Source organism: Microbulbifer hainanensis, from assembly GCF_014904735.1.
Classification (GTDB): Bacteria; Pseudomonadota; Gammaproteobacteria; order Pseudomonadales; family Cellvibrionaceae; genus Microbulbifer; species Microbulbifer hainanensis.
In genome coordinates, this window is record NZ_JACZCR010000050.1 from 105,621 (window position 1) to 126,524 (window position 20,904).

Genomic DNA, 20,904 nt, shown 5'->3' on the forward strand with positions numbered 1-20,904 from the left:
CCAGAGCCTATGACCGACACACTGACAGCGGAAATCCTGGAGCTGGAGGAGAGCCTGCTGCGCGCGGAGACGCGCGGCAATGGCGATTATCTGCGGCGAGTGCTGGCAGATGACTTTCTTGAGTTCGGCCAGTCCGGGCGTCGCTACGACAAGACCGCCATCATCGCGCTGCTGAGTGGAGCCGAGACACCCCTCGTAGTGGACATCCACGATTTCTCCGTACAAACGCTCGCAGATAGTGTCCTGCTGGCCACTTACCGCTCAGTGCGGCGCGGCACCGGCCAGGCCGCACAGCGCAGCTCCATCTGGCAGCGGCACCCGGTGCGCGGCTGGCAATTGCGCTTCCATCAGGGGACGCCCACGTCTGCGCCAGACTAACGCGGGGATATCGGGCGCGCTGCAGCTTCCATTCGTCGAATCCATTCCGCCCGAAGAACCGGGTGTGGAATAATCCCACCTTATCCTTTGATGCCACAGGGAAAGACTAGCCATGCCAATCTCCGCACACGAGTTCGTCGAAATGAAGGGGCAGCGCCCGATCCCGATGCTGACCGCCTACACCTGCCCGGTAGCGCGGGCGGTGGAGCAGGCGGGAATCCCGATTATTCTGGTCGGTGATACCGTCGGCATGGTGGAAATGGGTTTCGACAGCACCCGCGACGTGACCATTGAACATATGGAATACCACGTAGGCGCAGTGCGCCGCGGTGCACCCAACACCCATATCATCGGTGACCTGCCCTACCGCACAGACCGCAATCCCGATATCGCGCTGGAAAGTGCACACCGCTTGCTGCGTGCCGGTGCCGACAGCATCAAACTGGAAGGCGCCAAGCTGGACGTCATTGCGGCGCTGGTCGCGCAGGATATTCCGGTCGTGGGCCATACCGGGCTGACACCGCAGACGGCGAAGAGCTTCGCCAAAGTCGGCCGCACCCACAGTGAGGCGCAGCGCATCAAGGAGGAGTCCCGCGCGATCCAGGACGCCGGCGCTTTCATGCTGGTGCTCGAACATATTCCCTACGAACTGGCGACCGACATTACTGCCGAACTACGCATTCCGACGATCGGCATTGGTGCCGGGCCCGACTGCGACGGCCAGGTACTGGTCATCAACGACGCGCTTGGGCTCGGCGACTACTGGCCGCCCTTTTCCAAACAGTACGCGCACTTGAGCCAGTCGATTCTCGATGTCGCCCGGGACTTTTCCCGCGAAGTGACCTCGGGTGAATTTCCCAACAACATCATTCCGTTCGTGAACTCGGGGCAGCGCTGAGTCGCGCCGCCTGTTCTCACTGTATAGATTCCGGAGGTATCCATGAAAGCTGCGGTTGTCGATTCGTTTGCCAATGCCCCCCGTTATGCCGATTTCGCCGAGCCCAGCGCCCAGGCCGATGAAGTCATCGTCAATGTCCGCGCTGCGGCGCTGAGCCAGCTGGTGCGCCTGCAGGCGGGCGGAAAACACTACACCAGTGGCGAACCGCCGTTCGTACCGGGTGCCGACGGTGTCGGCGTGCTCGAGGACGGGCAGCGGGTTTATTTTGCGTTTCCGCGCCCGCCGGTGGGCGCCATGGCAGAGCGGGTCGCGGTCAAATCGGCCTACACCGTGGCGCTGCCGGACGACCTCGACGATATCACTGCGGCGGCCATCGCCAACCCGGGTATGTCGTCCTGGGCCGCGCTGACCGAGCGCGTCGCAATGCAGCCAGGCGAAACGGTTCTGGTCAACGGCGCGACCGGCGCATCCGGGCGCCTCGCCATCCAGATTGCCAAGCACCTGGGCGCAGCGAAAGTCATCGCCACCGGCCGCAACCCGGCCACGGAGCCGGAACTGCGCGCACTGGGTGCCGATGACTTTATTCCGCTGAACCAGCCGCGCGAGGCGCTGACCGCAGCATTCCGCACGGCGATTGCCGCGGGTGTGGATGTTGTACTGGACTATTTATGGGGCCCGTCGGCGGAGGCGTTTCTCGCCGCGGCCACCAGCCATGGTGCCGGCGAAGCGGCGCCGAGTATCAGCTTCGTCAATATCGGTTCGCTGGGCGGGACCGAGATCAATCTGTCGGCGGGCGCACTGCGCAGCAGCGGTGTGGAATTGCTCGGCAGTGGACTCGGCAGCGTCTCGCACACCGCACTGGTCCGCGCCATCGGCGATATGCTCGCCGCAGTGCACTCCACCGGTTTTCAGGTCCAGGCAGAGGCGGTACCGCTGGCGGATGTGGAAAGTGCCTGGGCGCGGGAGTCCTCCGCCCGGCTGGTACTGACGCCCTGACGATTCGCACCGGTAGCGGCCAGTCAGGCCGCTACCAGACTCTCTCCCAATCCTTCCCTGCGCTTCCACCAGCGTTCGTGAAAATAATAAGCCACGGTGTTACAGAGCGGTTCTACCAGTGCCAGGGCACTGCCGACCAGGATATCGCCGGTCATCGCAAAGCCGACGGCAAACGCGACGCTCATATGGACGATGGCAAAGCTGATGGTCTTTCGCATGGCACACACCTGTCGTTGAGTGACTACAGGTGCATTATTGCGAATGATTATCAAATGCAAAAATTGATTAAGTCATTACTGCCAATAGCCATACACAATAAGGGCGCCGGGCACCGCAGCGCCCGGCGGCCAGACGGAACGGGCAGTCAGTGGCGGGTCATGCCGCTGCTGCGGCTGGTCTCAAACAGGAACCAGGCGCGCTTTTCGGCCTGATCGATATATTCCTCCAGCAGGCTGGTGGTGCCGATATCGCGGTGCTCATCGCAGACCGAGTGGGCCTCGCGCATGCGCGCAATCAGCGCGCGGTTGTCTTCGCGCAGCTCAGCCAGCATATCCTGGGGATCCACATATTCGGCGTCATTGTCCGAGGAGCGCTGTAATTTGGCGATCTGGCTGATGGAGCGCAGCGTGGAACCGCCCAGCTTGCGCACCCGCTCCGCCAGTTCGTCGGTCATGGCGAAAATCTCTGTGGCCTGCTCATCGAACAGTAGGTGATAGTCGCGGAAATGCGGCCCGCTCACGTGCCAGTGGAAGTTCTTCGTCTTCATATACAGCGCAAAGGTATCGGCGAGCAGTGCATTGACTGCACCACTGATGTCCTCGCGCGCACGGTCGCCCAGATCGGTAGGAGTATTGAGCCGCGCATGCTCTTTGCTGCGCAGCTCTTCTTTCGCCGTCTTGCCCATGGCAAACCTCACAAATTGGTACCAACAAAAAGGCGGGCGGAAAGCGCGCCACCATGGGCAAAGACTAGACCGCGGTGGCATGACCCGCCATTCGGTCAGCGGGTAACAGGACCGCAAACGATTAATAAGCTGTCACTAAATGCGAAATGGCGCACAGGTTGCGTCTCCGCCCATACCAGTTCACCCAACAGGCTTTACAACAAAAAACGTGCTGACTAACCTCTTTTCCACTTTTGGTATTGCCAATTAATCACTTGGCAGACCAAAAGCCCCGCCCCGGCTGTAGCGGACAGCGGGATAGCAGTTCAGCGATGATGATTGGTCGGCTGGACGCCAGCCCCCTGCAGTGACTGATCATCGACAAAGGTCTGTTCACACTAAATTCGATAGCCGCGTTGCCGCCCCAAATTGGGCCAGGCAAGGCGCGAGAAGCGTGGTTTAGCGCGCTAAATGAGCGACGAGTAACGCAGCATGGCCCGGTTTGGGACGCAACCCGAAGGGACGGGACCGTTTTTCCCCAATGCGGCGTTGCAGATCGCTGATGTGGAGTAACCACACGGCGCTCACTGCGCCTTGCCTTGTGCAAAAACGGTCTCCGTCGCGGCCATCGAATTTAGTGTGAACAGACCTCAAACAAGAATAAATTCGGAAAGTCACATGAAAACCAAAGTAAGAATACCCGCGGTGCTCGGCGCACTGCTGGGCGGCCTGTTGCTGCCGGCCTGGGCGTCGGCACAGGCGACGGGTTACGCCACCCAGAATGGCGGTACCACCGGCGGCGCCGGCGGTCAGGTGGTCTACGCCACTACCGGTACCGAAATCCACCAGGCGCTGTGCAATCGCGCCGCCAGCGACACCCCCATCATTATCCAGGTCGAAGGCACCATCAATCACGGCAATACCAGCAAGGTTTCCGGGGACAGCTGTAACACCGCCGACGACAAGATCGAAATCAAGGAAGTCAGCAACGTTTCGATTATTGGTGTCGGCAACGGTGCGCTGTTCGATGAGCTGGGCATTCACCTGCGCACTGCATCGAACATCATTCTGCAGAACCTGCACGTGCGCAACGTGAAGAAGTCCGGAACCCCGACATCCAATGGCGGCGATGCGATCGGCATGGAGAGCAACGTCTACAACGTGTGGGTGGACCACGTGACCCTCGAGGCCTCCGGCGGCGAGAGCGACGGCTACGATGCGCTCTTCGATATGAAGGCGGAAACCCAGTACGTCACCCTGTCGTACAGCATCCTGCGCAACTCCGGCCGCGGCGGCCTGATCGGCTCCAGCGACAGCGATGCCAACAACGGGCCGGTAACCTTTCACCACAACCTGTACGACAACATCGATTCGCGCACGCCGCTGTTGCGCCACGGCACCGCGCACGCGTACAACAACTATTACCGCAGCCTTAACAAGTCCGGCATGAACCCGCGTATCGGCGGGCAGATCAAGGCGGACAACAATTATTTCGAGGATTCCAAAGACCCGATCGGCACCTTCTACACCAACGATATGGGTTACTGGGATGTGAGCGGCAACATCTTCTCCAATGTCACCTGGACGGCGGACGCTGACAGCAACCATCCGGCCGGCCCGAATCCGGTGTCGACGACTTCCATCAGCGTGCCCTACGCCTATGCGCTCGACGATGCCGGCTGTGTACCGCAAATCGTGCTGGCCACAGCGGGTGCCGATACCGGGCTGCTGCAGTCGGACGGCAACTGCCAGTCCAGCAGTTCTTCCAGTTCCAGTTCGTCCGGGGGCGGCAGTTCGTCCTCCAGCTCTTCGAGCAGTTCGAGTTCGTCCAGCTCTTCCGGCGGCAGCAGTTCCGGTGGCTCGTCCAGCGGCGGCACGCCCACCGAGCTGGGCCCGAACCTGGCACTCAGCGGCGACGCCGACGGCAGCAGCAAGGGCAACAGCACCAGTTACGGCAACGTGATCGACGGCGACCTGGCCACCTACTGGCAGCCGAGTTCCTCGAGCGGCGAGCGCATCTCGGTGAAAAATTTCGGCAGCAATTTCAATACCGTGATCATCCGTGAAATCGGCAACGCCGCGCAGGCCTGGCGACTGGTCAATCACGATACCGGCGAAGAGCTAACCGCGGGCAGCGGCATCGGCTCCGCCATGCAGGTCTATCTCGGCGATGTGTCGATGGACAAGATCGACCTGATGATCGACAGCGCCAGCAGCGCGCCGCAGATCGCGGAGTTCGAGGTCTACAACGCAACGGGAGACGGCAGTTCGTCCAGCAGCTCCAGCTCCTCTTCCGGTGGTGGCTCGTCCTCGTCGAGCAGCAGCTCCGGTGGCGGCGGCACCACATCCACCCTCACCCTGCAGGAAAATGCGCTGGGCTTCTGTTCTGTGGATGGCATCATCGAGAGCGAACACGCGGGCTATACCGGCAGTGGTTACGCGAATACTGATAACGCGTCCGACACTACCGTCGTATGGTCGGTGGAAGTCCCCGAGGCCGGCCTGTACACGCTGCAGTGGCGCTTCGCCAACGGCGGTGGCGATCGCCCGGCCTACGTAGTGATCAACGGTAACAACGACGCTTCGGTAACCATGGCCGACACCGGCGCCTGGACCACTTACGTCGACAGCACCCAGGTAGTGGTCGCACTCAGCGCCGGCTACAACACCATCGCACTGCAGGCTTCCGGTTCCTCGGGCCTGGCCAATATCGATCGACTGCAAGTGACCGGTATCGATCCGGTGGAGGGCGACTGTAACGGCGGTTCTTCCAGTTCTTCAAGCAGCTCCTCGAGCAGCTCTTCCAGCAGTTCCTCCTCGGGCGGCTCGTCTTCCGGCGGAACGTCGAGCAGCAGTTCGTCCAGTTCCAGCGGCGGCTCCAGCTCTTCCGGCGGCAGTTCGTCTGGAGGCAGCTCTTCCAGGGGCGGTATCGACCTCGGCGATATCAGCAATGACTGCTATATCCTCGCCACGGACCCCAACGTCAACTGGCGCGATTCGGCCACGCTGACCACTGACCAGGAAATTGTCGAGTGCCTGTCGCAGACCCTCGGGCGCGCCGTCGGTTACGGTGAAAATGCGCTCGGCGGTTACGATCCCAATGGCAACAGCCAACTGACGGTCATCACCAAGAACGATCCGCAGGGGCGTTCGGTGGAAGCGCAGATCCTCGACGCCATCACCGGCGACGACTACAACTGGATCGTGTTCGACAAGTTTGATTTCGCCAGCGAAACCGAGATCGCCATGTATCGCAATTTCTGCGGCGATGCCTCGGTGCAGGCGGCGATCGGCGGTACCGAGGCGCAGTGTGTCGACTACCACCAGTGGTGTGACGATAACGGCTATGCCCAGGGAGACGACTGCCACAATGCGTTCTTCAACGATCGCCTCAACGACAGCACGCTGCCAATCCGCAACGCCGTGGTCGGCTCCCACAAAACGCTGGACGGGCGCCTGTCCAACGGCTACTTCCTGTTTAACGGTTTCGCCATCGGCAAGGACAGTTCCGGTGCACCGGTGCAGACGGCGGAGAGCGTGATCTTCACCGGTCTGGATTTCCGCGGCGCCGGCCACGTGGAAGACCACGAGCTGGATCCGGATATGATCCGCAGTACCGGTGCCTCCCACGAGATCTGGATTCACAAGAACACCTTCGATTACACCGGTGATTCGGCATTCGACGTGAAAGTGGGGGCTTACAACATCACCATGTCATTCAACCGCGTGGTGGATGTACTGCGCGCGGCACTGCACGGATCCAGTGATAGCCGCACGATCAACGCACAGATCCGCACCACCATGCACGACAATGCGTTTGTCACCCGCGACGAGAATTACCTGGTCCTCGGCAACACCGGCCGGCGGGTACCGCTGATCCGTCGCGGCACCTCGCACATGTTCAACAACCTGTTCATGAACTACCGCAAGGATGTGCTGAGCGTGCGCGTAGGGGCCAGTGTGCTGTGGGAGAACAACGCCTTCCTGATCAATCGCGATCACCAGGAGAAATCCGATCCGGATGCGGCCCTGGACGAGCGCCAGGGACAGATGGCCCGCGACGTGGCCGACGGCAACTTCCGCGACGACGGCTCCTGGCTGTGGTTCTCCGATGCCGAGTGCAATTTGGATCCGGCCTTTGCGCGCGAGATCAACGATGCCTCCGGTTCGGTGGCGGACCTGTCCCAGGACTACTCGCAGACGTCGCGGGATACCATCGCGGCCAACTGGTTGCCCGCTGGCCAGAACCTGGCGGACTACGTCAGTGCCACTGCCGGCAAGGGCGGCGAGCTGCCATTCAACTCGCCGCTGGCCCATGACATTAATTACGTGCTGGGTCTGGGCAAGGTGCCCTGCCAATAACGGCGCGTACCAATTTGTAAAACCAATTTCTCTCTGATCCACGCTTGAGGCGCCCAACCGGGCGCCTTTTTTAAGCCATGGTCCGGCAAATTCAATAAGAAGAAGAGTTACACGCCACTATTGCCTGACCATCCTGTAAAAGCTTCATTACCAATCAGCCATAAATCTTGAACATGCCTAACCAATCTGGTTAGACTGCCTAACCAATAAGAAATATGCCGGGACTCTGGGTACTCGAGCTCGATAACAATAACTAGCGAGAAGAGAGGTGTAGCGATGAGAGGCTGGACCAAGACAGCATTGGCGCTGTGTATTTCCGGAAGTTTGACCGCCTGTGGCGGCGGCAGCGGTGGCGCCGATTCCGATAACGGGGGCGACATCGTCAATACCCCGCCCGCAACGTCCATTAGCGACGGATCTTCCAGTGGGGGATCATCAAGTGGTGGCTCTTCCAGTGGCGGATCTTCCGGTGGCGAAACATCCGGCCCCATCCTGAGCGAGAATTTTGGCGACGACCAGTTTGCGAATATGGATCGCGCCGACAACATCGCCCTGTTCAGCCCCGACTACAAGTCGGTCGCAGTCAAAAACAGCGATGAATGGCCCTCTTTCTACTATCCCACCTGTTGCTACTTCGACGACGCTTCCATGGCCGGCGATGGCTATATCGACGACCTCGCCGAACGCCTCGGTCTGAAAAACGACAGCGGCAACCCGTCACTGCTGATTCACAATGCGCGCTTCGCGTTGGGACAGACCAAGCCGGACAACGACGAGACAGACCCCAAGGTCAACTCCACCACATCCGATGATCTCACCACCTGGGGTGAACTGGACCTGAGCCAGGACTACCGCATTTCTTTCTGCGTGAAAGATGCCGAGGGCAGCGGCAAGGTACAGATTTATGCCGACAACAACACCACCGGCGAAGCCAATTCCTACCACGGTGGCGGCAGCCTCGGTTCGCGCATTTTCGACGTGAGTGCCGACATGCTGGTGCCGGGCGAGCGGGTTGAAGTCAATATCCCCGGCGACACACTGATCGCGGGAGAAATGGTGGATTCCCGCCCGGCACTGGTGGGCACCGCCACATCATTCCTGCAGATGCGGGCCGACAGCGGCGCCACCGTGATCATCGATGACCTGCTGATCGAGCATCAGGACGAAAATGGCCAGGCCGACCTGCCCGCCTGTAATACCTTCACGCCGGCGACACTGCCGGATGCGCCGGAAGCACCCGGGCTCTTCGCCAGCGATGGTCAGATTGCCGCCAGCTGGTCCAGCCCGATCGGGGCCATCAGTTTCGATATCGCCTATAACACCGCCGACGATCCCGACACGGCGACGCTGATCGAAGGCCTCACCGAAACCAGCACCACCCTGGAAGGACTCGACAACGGCAGCGAGTACTTCGTTTTCCTGCGCGTAACCAACGCAGTCGGCACCGGCGACTGGAGCGCGGCGGCCACCGCGACACCGATGGCGCCGGTAGGTGACAACTGTGTCCCGACCACCAGCGTCGCCCCCTCGCCGACCAATGCCATCCTGTGGAATGTCTACGACGGCTGTATGGAACCCGGTGAACTGGGGGCCGTGGTCATCAATGGCAGCGACGCCGCTATGTTTGACCTGGCAGATGACGAAAAAACCTACTTCTCCGCCAGCGACCTGGGTGTGATGACTCTGAACACCATCGGCTTCGATGCCAAGCCGGTCGGCGACCTGAACGATGTCATCGCCGGCGACAACGCGACTTATCCGAAGACCTTCACGTGGATCGCCCGTATCGACACCTCCTACGCGGCAACCCAGAGTGCGCGTGGCTTCGAGATCGAAACCTCCTTCGGCGACGCCAACGCGCGCCGGGTGAAAGCGATCCTGCGCCCCGATTCCGGAAAAATCCAGCTGGAGAAATTCCTGGCCGCAGACGCAACCGCCGAAGTGGATATGGATATGTCCGACGGTTTCCATACCTACCAGGTCACCTTCGAGGTCACCGATCCGGCCATGAACGCGGAGAACATTACCGCGACCATCTACCGCGACGGTGTCGAAGCCGGCAGCTTTGTCGGCGACGGACGCGATGGCGGCAGCGGCAGCAGCCAGATGCGTATCGGTGAAGGCTCCAGCAGCGCCTTCTACGCCGACGTGGACTGGATCGTCTGGAGCGACAACAATGCGCTGGCAAGCCTGACTGCCGATCAGCTGGTCGGGGAACTGCCCGCTAGTATCGGCGAACTGGGCAGCTATGCCGGCGCCGACGCTTCGCTGGTAATGGAAGAAACCTTCAGCGGCCCCGCGCTGACCGATGGCGACGGCTCCAGCAGTAACTTCTTTACCGCCGGCTACAAGGCGCTGTCTTCCGACGATGCCAAACCGTTCTACAACGTCACCAGCGGCGGCTCCCGCATCGCCATTGCCGATACCGCAACCGACGGCACCCTGAGTCTGCAGAACGCGCGTTTCTCCTTCGGCGATGCCGTGCCGGGCACCGACACCGCGGACACCGATGCGTCGACGCGCGGCGACCTGGACCTGAGCCTGCCCTACACCATCACCTTCGATGTCACGGCCAATCCGAATGTCGACACCACCTCCGGCAAGTGCCAGGTGTACGTAGACAACAACACGTCCAGTTCGAGCAAGTCGATCCACGGCGGCGATTCGAAAATCTTCGAGAAGGTCGCGGCCCAGATCAGTGATAGCGACACCGCCACCGGCACGGTCACCATCAGCAGTGATATCGGTACGGCGACATCCTTCCTGCAGATGCGCTGTGACAGTGGTACTACGGATAAGCCGGTCACTATCGACAATTTCAAAGTCGTATACCAATAAAAAAAGCAGCCCGGATCCACCTGCAGCGACGGGGTATCAGTGGTGGATCCGGCTACATCATCAGCGGTAGCCGACAGTCTCAGCAATGTCAGGGAATGCCGAATAATAATGATGGGAGAGTCAGCATGACTTACAAGAAACAGATTCTGGCCGTGGCCATCGCCATGGCCGCTTCAGCCAGCCTCGCAGCACAGGAAGCTGAACAGGAAAAGAAAGAAACTTCCAAAGAAAGCAGCAGCCTGGAAGAAGTCTACGTAGAGGGTGTGCGCAGCGCCGATATCAATGCCCGCGCTGCGGAGCGCAATAAAGATAATTTCAGCACCATTGTCACCCAGGACGATGCGGGCAACTTCTCCGACCAGAACGCGGCGGAACTGCTGCAGCGCATGCCGGGTATCACGCTGCAGAAAAGTGAGGGTGAGGGCAAGTTCGTCTCGCTGCGCGGCCTGGGTCCGGGCATGGTCAGCGTGCATATGGATGGCGGCACCATGGCCAATGCCGGCGGCGGTACCGATGAGACGCTGGAGGATCGCGCCTTCTCGCTGGATAGCCTGCCCTCCGACGTGCTGCAGTCCATCGTGGTCAACAAATCTCTCACACCGGATATGGATCTCGACGCGATCGGTGGTTCGATCAACGTGAAGACTCTCTCCGCCCTGGACCGCGGCAAGAATTCCTTCAAGATCCGCGCACAGAACTATTATCAGGATCAGGCCGAGGAGAATTCCCCCAAGCTCACGCTGCAGGGCACCAACCTGCTATTCGACGACACCGTCGGCGTGGCCTATACCGTGTCTTCGGAGAAACGCGTGACCCAGGGTTACGAAACCCGACATCACGCCAACACGCTGCCCAGCTATATCACCGTGGACGACAAGACCATGCTGATTCCCTGGGAGTTTGAAACCCGGCAGGAAAACGCCAAGCGCGAACGCATCGCCGCCTTGCTCAATCTGGAGTACCAGCCGGATGAAAACAACCGCTATCACCTGAAGCTCAATCACACCAGTTATTCGGATGAAGATATCGCCCTGCGCGAATACTATCGCTTCAATTACAGCGATGCCGAAGATGTACCCTACCTGGATCCGGCCAACAATGTGTTTGGCGGCAGCAGCACCGACCTGCAGCAGCAGTTCTTTATCCAGAAATCCGAAGTCAGCACCAACACCTTTGCTGTCGGCGGTGAAAACCGTTTCGGCGCCGGCTGGGAGGCGGATTACGAACTGATATCCTCCCGCAGTGAAAACGAAAAGCCCGATGGCCGCCGCGTACAGTTCCGCCTGCGCGAGCTGAATTCCCTGGGGCAGGCCGGCGAGGGTTACCTGAACGGACAGATCATTTCCGGCCCGCAACTCAGCGAGCTGGTAGAGACCGGCAGTATTTCCAGCGGTGCGGTCTCCGGTGCCAACGGCTACCAGTACGGCAGCGCCTTGCAGCCGAACCTCGGCTACGACAACCTGTTCCTGGAGGAGAGCCTGCGCAAGGACGCGGTGGACCAGTTTGCGCTGAACCTGCGCAAGGACTGGGGCCAGGGCCTGCTCAACTACGTCAAAGGCGGTATCAAGATACAGCAGCGCGAGCGCAGCAATGACAAGAACCGCGCGAGCGTGGTGCCCTTCGACAGAAGGATCGCCGGCTGTAACGGTGATGAAGTCTGTCAGGACCTGACCGGATCGCGTCTCGGGGATTTCGAAACCTATATTCCGGCAAACAGTAACTTCGACCACGCTTTCATTACCCAGCGCGAAGCCGAGCGCCTGATCGCCGCCACCCGCGCGATCGGCGACAACTACGACCCAGAACAGCGCGAGGTGGATTCCACCAAACTGGATTACGAGCTGAGTGAAGATACCTCGGCCGCGTACCTGATGGCGGAACTCCAGGTACTCGATAACGCGACCCTGATTGCCGGTGCCCGCTATGAAAGCACCGAGTTCCAATCCACCGGTTATATGGCTCTGCGCAACGACCGCAACGAAAATGGCGAGGGGCTCGAGTCCCTCGACATCGCCCTGCCGCTGGATAAAACCGGCAACAAGTACAACAACTTTTTGCCGGCACTGCATTTTCGCCAGGAGCTGAGCGAAAATCTGCTGGCCCGCGCCTCACTATGGACCAGTTTCAGCCGCCCGGACTTCGGCAAGAGCCGCGCATTCTTCGAGGTCACCGACCGGGTCATCTTCTGTAACAACGATCCCAACTCGGAATTCAACGGCGAGTGTAACGAGGATCCGAACGATATCGGCTCCACCCGCGGCGACACCGCCTACCAGGCACAGTATTTCTCCATGTCCCCGGACAACTCGGTGCGTATCGGCAACCCGAACCTGGATCCGATGCGGGCGACCAACCTGGATATGTCGCTGAGTTTTTACGGGGAAGACACCTTCCTCGAAGGTGCCCTCTTCTTCAAAGACATCAGCGACTTTATCGTCGATGCGTCCGGTGTGGATATCGCGATCAACGACATGCCGTTCGCGCTGCCGATCGATCAGGTGAACCTGTTCCAGATTCCAAACGATCTGGTCATCACCAATGCCAACACCTACCTGAACGGCAAGACGGCCACCGTCTACGGTGCCGAGCTCAGCTACAGCCAGTACTTCGACGGCCGCTGGGAAGAGCACCCCGTGGGCCGCTGGCTGGACAATATTTTCATCCAGTCCAACCTGACCGTACAGCGCAGTGAAGGCAAGGTAGGCGATACCGTGCGCGCGGGCACTATCCAGCTGCCGGAACAGGCGGATATGGCCGCGAACCTGACCCTGGGCTGGGAGAACGATGACTTCTCCCTGCGCCTGATCGGCAACTACACCAGCGACATCCTGAAGCGCATCGGCAGCTGTACCGAAGCGGATATCGCCGCGGATGCACTGTCCGGCCTGCCGGAAGAATGTAAGTCGTGGGCGGACATGTACAAGGATGACTCGGTCACGCTGGACGTTAAAGCCACTTACAAAGTCATGGACGGCGTGCGGGTTTACCTGGATGCCATCAACGTCTCTGACAGTGTGGAGCAGTATTACTTCACCGGAAACCAGTATTCCGGCGGCCGCATGCTCTTCGATGTGGAGCAGTACGGCCCCGGTTACCAGCTGGGCCTGACCGTCGATTTCTAGAGGCCCGGCAGTCTCCGACAAATAAGTTGGGTTCTCCCTTGCGCATCATCATGCCCTAGCTGATTGCCCCGCTTTGCGGGGCCTTTTTGCACGGCAACGTAATAACCCTGTTCGGCGCGAGCGGCGCTCCGGCACAAGTCTGTGAGCTGCGGTAGCCGGAGGATTCAGTATGCATCGCCAAAGTGCCCGTTTTCTGTTGATCGCCATCACTGCCCTGTTGCTGACTGCCTGCGGCGGCGGTTCCGGCGGCAGCGATACCATCCCGCCCGCCAGCAGCAGTTCTTCCAGCTCCTCTTCGTCGAGCTCGTCCAGTTCATCCTCGTCTGGTGGCGGCTCCTCTTCCAGCTCGTCGAGCAGTTCCAGTTCCTCCGGTGGCAGTTCCAGTTCCTCCGGTGGCAGTTCCGGTTCGTCCGGCGGCTCTGCCTCAATCAGCAACGCCTGCCGCACCCTGGCTACCGACCCCAACGTCAACTGGCGGGATTCCGCCGAACTGGATACCGACCAGAAAATTGTCGAATGTCTGTCGCAGACCCTGGGGCACGCGGTGGGCTACGGCGAAAATGCGCTGGGCGGCTACGATCCGGATGGCAACAGCAAGCTCACTGTCATTAGCAGGGCTGGCAGTAAATCGGTGGAGCAGCAGATCGTCGATGCAATCAGCGGCGACGCGCACAACTGGATCGTTTTCGACAAATTCGACTTTGCCGATGAAACTGAAATCGGCCTGTACCGGAATTACTGTGACAGCGCGGCGGTGCAGAATGCCATCGGCGGCACCGAAGCCCAGTGCATCGACTATCGCCAGTGGTGTGCCGACAACGGCTTTAACACTGAGAGCGAATGCCTGACGGAGCTTTTCAATGTACGGCTCAATGTGGATGGCCTGCCGATCGGCAACCCGGTGATCGGCGCCAACAAGACCATTGATGGTCGCCTCAGCAAAGCGTATTTCCGCTTCAGCGGTTTCTCGGTGGGCACCGACAGCGATGCGTCGGACAATGTGATTCTCACGCACCTCGATTTTCGCGGCGCCGGCCACACCGAGGACCACACCCTGGATCCGGACATGATCCGCGCGACCGGCAGTTCGCGGGATATCTGGATCCACAAGAACAGCTTCGATCTCACCGGCGATTCGGCTTTCGATGTGAAGCGCGGTGCGCACCATATCACCATGTCGTTCAACCGGTTGACGGATGTGAAGCGCGCGAGCCTGCACGGCTCCAGCGACGATCGCACCATCAACGAACAGATCCGCACCACCATGCACGACAACGCGTTCATTACCCGCGATGCGCAATACAGTACTTTTGCGGGCACCGCGCGGCGCGTGCCGCTGATCCGCCGCGGCAGTTCCCACGCGTTCAACAACCTGTTCATGAACTACCGCAAGGATGCGTTCAGCACCCGCGTTGGTGCCAGCCTGTTGTGGCAGGACAACGTATTGCTGATGAACGCGGACAACGGGGTTTCCCTGGATATCCTGCAGGCGGAGCTGGCACGCGAAAACTACAGCGGCGACACCGGCAATTTCCGCGCGGAGGGAACCTTCGTGTGGCTATCTGACAGCGCCTGCAACCTGGATACCGTGGACAGCCGCGAGATCACCAGTGCCTGGGGCACAGTGGCCGACCTGCCGGCAGATTATTCACAGAACTCCCGCGATACCATCGCCGCACAGGAAGTAGCGGCCGGGCAGCAGCTGGTGGATTACATCAGCGCTACCGCGGGAAAATACGGCGAGATGCCATTCAATTCGCCGCTGGCCAACGATATGAACTACGTCCTGGGTCTCGGCAAAGTCGCCTGCCAGTGATCCGTTAACAGCGTTCGTTCATCGTTTCGTTGCAGCCCGCAACCAGAAGAAAACTGAGGTAGATATCATGAAAAAAATTCTCTGCGCCCTGCCACTGTCGTTCACGCTGGCACTGCCCATGATCGCCCAGGCGGAAACCGTCTATATGGCCGGGGACTCCACCATGGCGATCAAGGACGTCAAGGACTATCCGGAAACCGGCTGGGGCGTGCCCTTCCAGTATTTTTTCGGCAACTCGGTAACCATCGACAACCGCGCCAAGAACGGTCGCAGCACCCGCACGTTTATCGAGGAGGGGCGCTGGCAGAGTATCGTCGGCAGCCTGCAGTCTGGCGATTACGTCATCATCCAGTTCGGCCATAACGATGAGGTGGAGCACAAGAAGGATCGCTACACGACACCCGAACAATACAAGGCCAACCTCGCGCGCTTTATCCGCGAAACCCGCGCCCACGGCGCCCACCCGCTGCTGATGACACCGGTGACCCGCCGCTATTTCGGCGAGCACGGCAAGATCAAGCACACCCACCCCTATTCGCCACTGGTCAGGGAGGTCGCCAAGGCGGAAAAGGTGCCGTTTATCGATATGGACGAAATCACCCGCGCCTATTTCCAGGCGGAGGGCGACCGCGATTCGGCGCTGCGCTTTATGCATATCCCGCCGAACACACATCCCAACTACCCGGTGGGCGTGCGCGACGATACCCACTTCAATCACCTGGGCGCGCGGGAAGTCGCCCAGCTGGTACTGAAGGAGCTGGAAAAGATGCATCACCCGCTGGCGCAGAAACTGCGCACGCCGGATCCCAAGCACCTCGCGCTCAAGTACTGACGGCATCCGGTGACACTCTATGAAACATCTGAAGCGCCCATCGATTGCCGCGACTGCCCTGCTGGCTGCGCTGTGTGTGCACAGCGTGTCTGCCGCACCTTTTACCACCGACCGGGTGCTGGAAAAGCTCGCCGGCAAGTATCCCGGCCTCGCGCGGGTGGACGACACACTGCCGGCAAATGTGCTCGCCCGGGAGAATATCGACTACCTCGCGCGGGAATCTGAAATCCTGCAACTGGATATCTATCAACCGAAGGGAAACGGACTCTTCCCGGCCGTGCTGATTATCCACGGCGGTGGCTGGGAAACCGGCGACCGCACCATGGAACGTCCCTTTGCCAAGCGGCTGGCGGCGCGGGGTTTTGTCGCAGTGCCGGTCAGCTATCGCCTCGGCACGAGCGGCCGCTTTCCCGCCGCCGTCTTCGACCTGAAGGCGGCTGTGCGCTGGCTGCGCGCCCATGCCCATCAGTTCCATATCGATCCCGCGCGCATTGCCGCGGTCGGCGGCTCTGCCGGAGGACATCTGGCGGCACTACTGGGGGCGAGCAATCGCGAAGCCACACTCGAGGGCGATGGCCCCGAGCGCGATTTTTCCAGTGAAGTACAGGCGGTGGTGGATATCGACGGGGCCGTCGATTTTACCGATGCCAGGATTATTCGGCAGGAACGGGAGCGGGAAGGTGCACCGAGCCGCTTTCTCGGCGGTGACTACAGCGCACGGCGAAAGACCTGGCTTGCCGCCTCACCGCTGTACTACGTCGGCCCCCAGAGTGCCCCGACGCTATTTATCAACAGCACCGCGGCAAGCCCGATACTGCCGGGGCGCAGGGCCATGCAGGCGCGACTGCGGGCACTGGACATTGATGCGCAGCTGATCACCATCCCCGACACGCCGCACCCGTTCTGGCTCGTCCACCCCTGGTTCAACCGGACGCTGGATGCCACCGCGGACTTTCTGCAGGCAAAACTGCAACGCGCCCGGTAATTTATTGCCGGGGTCCGCTGAGGATGTCCCGCTCTTAATCGACACGCAGGTAATCAAAATCTGCGTATCCATTCTCGCCCAGGGCAAACAGTCCGAAGCTCGCGCCCACCCAGCGTCCCGGCCTGGCGATAAAGCCTTCGTTCAATGTCTGCCACGGCTTTGCCGCCGTGCGGAAGGAAAAGATCACACGCCCCCCGTGAAATACCCGCAGGCCCAGCTCGGCCTGTGGTGCTGCGAGGGTCGCCAGTACGGTCTCGCGCGGTTCGCAACCGCTACGGGCACCGCTGCAGACGCGATATATCAGTTGGTGCTGCCCCTTGTCCTCGCGCAGCCCGAGCCAGGCGTAGTCTTCGCCGTAGACCAGCAGGCCAGCCGCATTGGCGCTGCCGTGCAGGTCGAGTCGCGTGCGAATAGCGAATGACTCCGCCGGGAATTTCTGCAGCAGCAGTGATGGTACCTGCCACAGGTTTTCCTTTGCCGCTGGCGCCGGCTGTGCGAACAGACGCAGTTGGCCCGGGTGCGCGGTCAGCGAAAACCAGTCGCGCCGCCAGTTGGCATTCCACTGCCACTGGGGCTGCAGTGATGCGGTGGAAAATTCGTCCGCAACGGCCGGAAAATAATTCGGCGAATTCTCGGCCACCTCCGGCGCCCGGTACGTCAACACCGGTTCGCCGCGGCCATCGCCATCGGTATCGCGGCCGATTACCGGCCAGTCGTCGTGCCACTGCAGCGGCTGCAAATGCACAATGCGGCCGTAGGCGCCCTTATCCTGAAAATGCAGGAACCAGTCTTCACCCGCGGCGGTACTGACCCAGGCACCCTGGTGTGGACCGTTCACCGGCGTATTGCCCTGGGCGAGCACCACGCGCGCCTCATAGGGACCATTAATGTTTTTCGCGCGAAATACCGACTGCCAACCGGTGGTAACGCCACCGGCCGGGGCGAACACGTAATAGTAACCGTCGCGCTTGTACAGCTTCGGGCCCTCCAGCGTGCGGTAGCCCGGCAGCTGGTTGCCGTCGATGATCACCTCGCCTTCATCGAGGATCTTGCGCGCGTCCGCACTCATGCGATGCAGTGTCAGCACATTGTTGAAGCCGGCGCGGCTCTTCGCCCAGGCGTGCAGCAGATAGGCGTTGCCATCGTCATCCCACAGCGGCGCCGGATCGATGATGCCCTTGCCCGGCAACAGCAGGTGCGGTTGCGACCAGGGCCCGCGGATATCCTCGGCGCTGGTGACGAATATTCCCTGATCCGGATCCGGATAGAAGACCCAGAGTTTTCCCGCGTGGTAACGCAGGCTCGGCGCCCAGACTCCATTGCCGTGCTGCGGCACCCGGTAGCGCGCATCCGGCACCTGGCGCTGCAGTACATGCCCGATCAGTTCCCAGTGCACCAGGTCGCGGGAGTGCAGAATCGGCAACGCCGGGGCGTGGTTTAAGCTGGACGACACCATATAGAAATCGTCGCCGACCCGGACCGCATCCGGATCCGAATAGTCCGCGTGGATAATCGGATTGCGATACTCGCCGGCAGCGGCCACTCCGGCGATCAGTACGAAAATACAGGCGATGAGAATTCGACGCATGGCGGCGGCCCCTTGCAGAAAACAGCGTTAGTCAGCGAGCGCGGGCCGCGAAGGAAAGCGGCCGCGGGAGCGATCCGGCGCGGCAGCCGCCTGCGCCGGAACCCGGTCAGTCGATCAGGCCCAGCGCGCGCGGCAGGTATTCACTGATGGCGGGTACATAGGTCACGAGAATCAGCACCAGGAACATCATCGCGTACATCGGCAACAGGGGCCGGATCAGGCTGGTGATGGAGGTCTTCGCAATACTGGCACCGACGAACAGCACGCTGCCAACCGGCGGCGTACACAGGCCGATACACAGGTTCAGGATCATCACGATACCGAACTGCAGCGGCGACATCCCCAGCTCGGTGACCACCGGCAAAAAGATCGGAGTGAAAATCAGTACCGCCGGTGTCATGTCCATGAAGGCGCCCACCGCCAGCAGGATCAGGTTGATGGTCAGCAGGATCAGGAAAGGATTGTCGCTGAGAGTGATCAGGGCCTTGCTGATGGTCTGCGGAATATTTTCGTAAGACAGGATCCACGACATGGCCGAAGACGCGGCGATCAGGAACATCACGATGGCCGTGGTCTCCACCGCCTTCACGAGCAGGCCGGGTAGCTGGTTCACTTTCACTTCGCGATAGACCACCACCGACAGCAACAGTGAATAGAGCACGGCGATGGCGCTGGCCTCGGTGGCGGTAAAGAAACCACTGATGATGCCGCCGATCACCAGCACGACTAAAAAGAGGCTGGGGATGGCATCGAGGGTTTTGTGCAGCGCCTCGCGCCAGGGCGTAACCTCACCCACCGGGTAGCCCTTGGCCTTGGCCCAGACGCCGCAGACCATCATCAAGCCCAGCGCCAGCAGCAGGCCCGGCAGGTAACCGGCAATAAACAGCGCGGCGATGGAAACACCCCCACTGGCCAGGGAGAACACGATCAGGATATTGCTTGGCGGAATCAGCAGGCCGGTCGTTGAGGAGGCAACGGTCACGGCGGTATTGAAGTTCTTGTCGTAGCCCTCTTTGTTCATCGACGGGATCATGAAACCGCCGATCGCCGAAGTGGCCGCGACCGCGGAACCGGAAATGGAACCAAACAGTGTGCAGCTGATGATGTTCACGAAGGCCAGGCCGCCGGGCAGCATGCCGACGAGTACCCGGGCAAAATTGATGATGCGCCGCGCAATACCGCCGCTGCCCATCAGCATGCCGGAAAAAATAAAGAACGGAATCGCCAGCAGGGCAAAGCTGTCGATACCGGAGGCCATGCGCTGGGCCATGGTGATCAGCGCCGGCACCGGGTCGATGGTGACCAGCATCGTCAGCAGCGTGGCAATTCCGATACTGATCGAAATCGGCACATTCAGCGCGAGGAGAATGACAAAACTCGCCAGCAAGATGATGACTGCAATTTCCATAACGCCCTCCTAGACCTGCGCCGCTTCGACGGGCTGCGCGATGTCCGCCGTCCGCTCCGCACTGCCGAGCACCTGCAGCAGCTGATCGATACTGAACAGGCAGATCAGTGCGCCGGACAGCGGTATCACGCTGTAGACATAGCCCATCGGGATATCCAACGCCGCGGACATCTGGTTCAGTTCAAAAGTGAGCAGCATCAACCTGAAACCGCCAAACACCATGACGGCGGCAGCAAAGGCAAAACACAGGGCGATGGTAAAAACCCGGGTGGCGCGACGCGCGCGCTCCGGCAGCGCATTGGTGAGCAGGTCGATCCCCAGGTGGGATTTCCTGCGATACGCGTAAGCGCCGCCGAGCAGCCCGATCCACACGAGCAGGTAGCGGGCCAGCTCTTCCGTGTAGGAACTGGGGTTCATCGGCAGGAACCGGGTGAGGATCTGCCAGGTAACATCCAGCACCATCAGCGCCAGCAGAGCGCCGAGGACGAACGACAACAGCCGCTCCAGTTTGGTGACAATCATCGCGGGTTTACCTTTTATTATTTTCGGTTTACAGCGGGCGCTGCCGGTGGCCGCGCCCGCAAAAAAGCTGTCTACGATTTTTCCTATTAACCCGGCAATATTTCTTTGCCGGGTTAATAGCGTGAACAGCCCTAGTGGATCTGTTCGATCTCGTCGAGCAGTTCTCCGACTTCTGTACCCTTGTAACTGGCGAGCAGAGGCTGCACCGCCTTGACGAAAGGCGCCTTGTCCGGACGGATCACCTGCACACCGGCGGCTTCCACCGCCGCGAGGGAA

Annotated in this window: 14 protein-coding genes; 9 read left to right on the plus strand and 5 right to left on the minus strand. The window is 60.5% G+C overall.

Annotated elements, in window-relative coordinates; genetic code table 11:
• The first annotated feature begins 9 nt into the window (after positions 1-9).
• The 3 genes from IG168_RS18905 to IG168_RS18915 all read left to right on the plus strand — a co-directional run bounded on the left by IG168_RS18905 (position 10) and on the right by IG168_RS18915 (position 2,272).
• Complete coding sequence (locus IG168_RS18905; RefSeq protein ID WP_193166168.1) at positions 10-378, plus strand: nuclear transport factor 2 family protein; 369 nt, start codon at positions 10-12, stop codon at positions 376-378.
• 112 nt (positions 379-490) lie between these two features.
• A complete protein-coding gene (panB, locus tag IG168_RS18910; RefSeq protein ID WP_193166169.1) occupies positions 491-1,276 on the plus strand; it encodes a 3-methyl-2-oxobutanoate hydroxymethyltransferase in 786 nt (261 codons plus the stop codon).
• A 42-nt stretch (positions 1,277-1,318) separates the two neighbouring features.
• On the plus strand, positions 1,319-2,272 hold the full coding sequence (locus IG168_RS18915) for a quinone oxidoreductase family protein (RefSeq protein ID WP_193166170.1): 954 nt from the start codon (positions 1,319-1,321) through the stop codon (positions 2,270-2,272).
• Positions 2,273-2,295: 23 nt separating this feature from the next.
• On the opposite strand, the gene IG168_RS18920 is transcribed toward IG168_RS18915, so the two are convergent.
• Positions 2,296-2,490: a DUF2061 domain-containing protein gene (locus IG168_RS18920; protein ID WP_193166171.1), complete on the minus strand. Its 195-nt coding sequence runs from the start codon at positions 2,488-2,490 to the stop codon at positions 2,296-2,298.
• A 146-nt stretch (positions 2,491-2,636) separates the two neighbouring features.
• Entirely contained in the window at positions 2,637-3,188 is a 552-nt protein-coding gene (locus IG168_RS18925; RefSeq protein ID WP_319024759.1) for a Dps family protein, read from the minus strand.
• A gap of 645 nt (positions 3,189-3,833) precedes the next feature.
• Here IG168_RS18925 and IG168_RS18930 point away from each other — a divergent pair.
• The 6 genes from IG168_RS18930 (at position 3,834) to IG168_RS18955 (ending at position 17,110) form a co-directional block, all read left to right on the plus strand.
• Positions 3,834-7,517, plus strand: a complete 3,684-nt coding sequence (locus tag IG168_RS18930) for a pectate lyase family protein (protein WP_193166172.1) — start codon at positions 3,834-3,836, stop codon at positions 7,515-7,517.
• A 276-nt stretch (positions 7,518-7,793) separates the two neighbouring features.
• Positions 7,794-10,355 carry a fibronectin type III domain-containing protein gene (locus IG168_RS18935; protein WP_193166173.1) on the plus strand — a complete coding sequence of 854 codons (2,562 nt, stop codon included), beginning with the start codon at positions 7,794-7,796 and terminating at the stop codon, positions 10,353-10,355.
• A gap of 125 nt (positions 10,356-10,480) precedes the next feature.
• Positions 10,481-13,477: a TonB-dependent receptor gene (locus IG168_RS18940; RefSeq protein WP_193166174.1), complete on the plus strand. Its 2,997-nt coding sequence runs from the start codon at positions 10,481-10,483 to the stop codon at positions 13,475-13,477.
• 169 nt (positions 13,478-13,646) lie between these two features.
• Positions 13,647-15,293: a pectate lyase family protein gene (locus IG168_RS18945; RefSeq protein ID WP_193166175.1), complete on the plus strand. Its 1,647-nt coding sequence runs from the start codon at positions 13,647-13,649 to the stop codon at positions 15,291-15,293.
• Positions 15,294-15,360: 67 nt separating this feature from the next.
• A complete protein-coding gene (locus IG168_RS18950; RefSeq protein WP_193166176.1) occupies positions 15,361-16,125 on the plus strand; it encodes a rhamnogalacturonan acetylesterase in 765 nt (254 codons plus the stop codon).
• A 19-nt stretch (positions 16,126-16,144) separates the two neighbouring features.
• Positions 16,145-17,110, plus strand: coding sequence for an alpha/beta hydrolase (locus tag IG168_RS18955; protein ID WP_193166177.1), 966 nt, complete (start codon positions 16,145-16,147; stop codon positions 17,108-17,110).
• A gap of 34 nt (positions 17,111-17,144) precedes the next feature.
• Here the strand turns inward: IG168_RS18955 and IG168_RS18960 are convergent, their stop codons facing one another.
• The 3 genes from IG168_RS18960 to IG168_RS18970 all read right to left on the minus strand — a co-directional run bounded on the left by IG168_RS18960 (position 17,145) and on the right by IG168_RS18970 (position 20,628).
• Positions 17,145-18,698 (minus strand): glycoside hydrolase family 43 protein, encoded by a 1,554-nt coding sequence (locus IG168_RS18960; protein ID WP_193166178.1) that lies wholly within the window; start codon positions 18,696-18,698, stop codon positions 17,145-17,147.
• Between the two features lie 106 nt (positions 18,699-18,804).
• Positions 18,805-20,106 (minus strand): TRAP transporter large permease, encoded by a 1,302-nt coding sequence (locus IG168_RS18965; RefSeq protein ID WP_193166179.1) that lies wholly within the window; start codon positions 20,104-20,106, stop codon positions 18,805-18,807.
• Positions 20,107-20,115: 9 nt separating this feature from the next.
• Entirely contained in the window at positions 20,116-20,628 is a 513-nt protein-coding gene (locus IG168_RS18970; protein WP_193166180.1) for a TRAP transporter small permease, read from the minus strand.
• Positions 20,629-20,904: the final 276 nt, after the last annotated feature.

What these genes read in the sequence shown, in the direction of transcription:
- IG168_RS18960 (WP_193166178.1), bottom strand. Translation starts at nt 18,698, where the DNA reads ATGCGTCGAATTCTCATCGCCTGTATTTTCGTACTGATCGCCGGAGTG.
- IG168_RS18930 (WP_193166172.1), top strand. Translation starts at nt 3,834, where the DNA reads ATGAAAACCAAAGTAAGAATACCCGCGGTGCTCGGCGCACTGCTGGGC.
- IG168_RS18915 (WP_193166170.1), top strand. Translation starts at nt 1,319, where the DNA reads ATGAAAGCTGCGGTTGTCGATTCGTTTGCCAATGCCCCCCGTTATGCC.
- IG168_RS18970 (WP_193166180.1), bottom strand. Translation starts at nt 20,628, where the DNA reads ATGATTGTCACCAAACTGGAGCGGCTGTTGTCGTTCGTCCTCGGCGCT.
- IG168_RS18905 (WP_193166168.1), top strand. Translation starts at nt 10, where the DNA reads ATGACCGACACACTGACAGCGGAAATCCTGGAGCTGGAGGAGAGCCTG.
- IG168_RS18920 (WP_193166171.1), bottom strand. Translation starts at nt 2,490, where the DNA reads ATGCGAAAGACCATCAGCTTTGCCATCGTCCATATGAGCGTCGCGTTT.
- IG168_RS18950 (WP_193166176.1), top strand. Translation starts at nt 15,361, where the DNA reads ATGAAAAAAATTCTCTGCGCCCTGCCACTGTCGTTCACGCTGGCACTG.
- panB (WP_193166169.1), top strand. Translation starts at nt 491, where the DNA reads ATGCCAATCTCCGCACACGAGTTCGTCGAAATGAAGGGGCAGCGCCCG.
- IG168_RS18965 (WP_193166179.1), bottom strand. Translation starts at nt 20,106, where the DNA reads ATGGAAATTGCAGTCATCATCTTGCTGGCGAGTTTTGTCATTCTCCTC.
- IG168_RS18945 (WP_193166175.1), top strand. Translation starts at nt 13,647, where the DNA reads ATGCATCGCCAAAGTGCCCGTTTTCTGTTGATCGCCATCACTGCCCTG.
- IG168_RS18955 (WP_193166177.1), top strand. Translation starts at nt 16,145, where the DNA reads ATGAAACATCTGAAGCGCCCATCGATTGCCGCGACTGCCCTGCTGGCT.
- IG168_RS18935 (WP_193166173.1), top strand. Translation starts at nt 7,794, where the DNA reads ATGAGAGGCTGGACCAAGACAGCATTGGCGCTGTGTATTTCCGGAAGT.
- IG168_RS18940 (WP_193166174.1), top strand. Translation starts at nt 10,481, where the DNA reads ATGACTTACAAGAAACAGATTCTGGCCGTGGCCATCGCCATGGCCGCT.